2 protein-coding genes are annotated in these 1,721 nt (G+C 61.2%); one reads left to right on the top strand and one right to left on the bottom strand.

The genetic code is table 11. The features are described from left to right. A partial coding sequence (locus tag KDL09_RS14480) for a SulP family inorganic anion transporter (protein ID WP_294386420.1) occupies positions 1–962 on the top strand: 962 nt, incomplete at its 5' end. On the opposite strand, the gene KDL09_RS14475 is transcribed toward KDL09_RS14480, so the two are convergent. Next, positions 959–1,721 (bottom strand): hypothetical protein (locus KDL09_RS14475; RefSeq protein WP_294386419.1); only part of this gene is annotated, 763 nt, incomplete at its 5' end. The two genes, KDL09_RS14480 and KDL09_RS14475, sit on opposite strands and share 4 nt — an antisense overlap.

The following is a 1,721-nucleotide window of genomic DNA, read 5'->3' as shown; positions in this document are numbered from 1 at the left end:
CGATCATTGTGATGACCATCATCGCCATCGTCTTCAAGCTCGACGTGCGCCGCGTGGGTGATCTCGGCGAACTGCCGGACGCGCTGCCCGTTTTCCTCTGGCCGCAGGTGCCATGGACGCTCAAGACGCTGTGGATCGTGCTGCCGTACTCCGCCGGTCTCGCCGCCGTCGGTCTGCTGGAGTCGCTGCTCACCGCGCAGATCGTCGATGAAATGACGGACACGCCGAGCGATAAGAATCGCGAATGCAGCGGCCAGGGCATCGCCAACATCTTTGCCGGCCTCTTCGGCGGCATGGCTGGCTGCGCGATGATCGGACAATCGGTCATCAACGTGAAGTCCGGCGGTCGCGGCCGTCTCTCCACCTTCGTCGCAGGTGTGTTTCTGCTCATCCTCCTCGTCCTGCTCGGTCCGTGGGTGCGGCAGATCCCCATGCCCGTGCTCGTGGCCGTGATGATCATGGTGTCGATCGGCACCTTCTCGTGGGTTTCGTTCAGCAACATGCGGCGGCATCCGAAGTCCTCCAGCATCGTCATGATCGCCACCGTGCTGGTCGTCGTCCTCACGCACAATCTGGCGCTCGGCGTCGGTGTGGGTGTGCTGCTCAGCGCGTTGTTCTTTGCACGCAAAGTTGCGCACTTCCTGCGCGTCAGCAGCGAGATCGACGAGTCTGGTTCCCGCCGCACCTACACCGTCGTCGGGCAGCTCTTCTTCGCCTCGGCAGGCGGATTCGTGCGTGCCTTCGATTTCAAAGAAGCCGTCTCGAAGATACGCCTCGATGTCACGCACGCCCACTTCTGGGATCTCACCGCCGTCGCCTCGCTCGACAAGGTCGTGCTCAAGTTCCGGCGTGAAGGCAAGGAAGTCGAGGTGCTCGGCCTCAACGAAGCCAGCGCCACGCTCGTCGATCGCCTCGGCGTCCACGACAAGCCGGGCGCCATCGAAGACATCCTGACGCACTAGTGCGATTTCCCGGCCGCCTGCTCCTTCGACATCGGATAGTCGAGCGTGAACTGGTGCTGGTCGAGTTCGTGAACGTAAGGCGTATCATCGATGAGCACCTGCTGGACGACGTCGTAGGTCAGCGCATTGATGCGGTTTTCGGCGGGCACGAAACGTAGCAGGCGCAGAACGGGCTGGCTCATGTAATCGGTCAGCAATGAGGTCACGGGATGACCATCATCGGCAGAAGCGGTGAGCTTGAGCGCGGTGACACGGCTTTGATCACCGGAGAAGATGAGGCCGAGGTTCGCATGCTTGCGGTAGAGCTTGTCCCACATCTGTTCGGCGGTGTTGCCGCGTTCGCCGTGGATCTTGATCCAGCGCATGCGTCCCTTTGGATCGTGGATGTAGCCTTTGTCAGTCTTGGGCTTGTCGCGAATGCCGAGATCCATGTGCGTGGTGATCAAGGCGCGCCGTTCGGCATGCTTGGTGAGCGTTTCATCCGCCCAGGCGAGCACGTCGTCAGGAGCATTACACTCCAGGCTGAGATGAATGAAGTCGATGCCGCCTGCGCTGAAGAGCTGCGCACTGTTCACGTTGTTGACGGAGACGTTTTGATCAGCCCGCGCGTGCGTGTGGCTGCCGAGATACCAGGGAAAGGTGGCGAAGCTGGATGCAGGGAAGTGTTCTTGAAACAGACGCGCGTCGCCCTTGCTAGTCATGTCGTGATTGCCGACGGTGACGCTGAACGGAACGACGCCATGGAGCATGTCGGGCTGG

This window comes from Prosthecobacter sp., assembly GCF_020439865.1.
GTDB lineage: Bacteria > Verrucomicrobiota > Verrucomicrobiia > Verrucomicrobiales > Verrucomicrobiaceae > Prosthecobacter.
The sequence above is the reverse complement of the archived record's forward strand: the minus strand, read 5'-3'. Positions and strand labels throughout refer to the sequence as shown.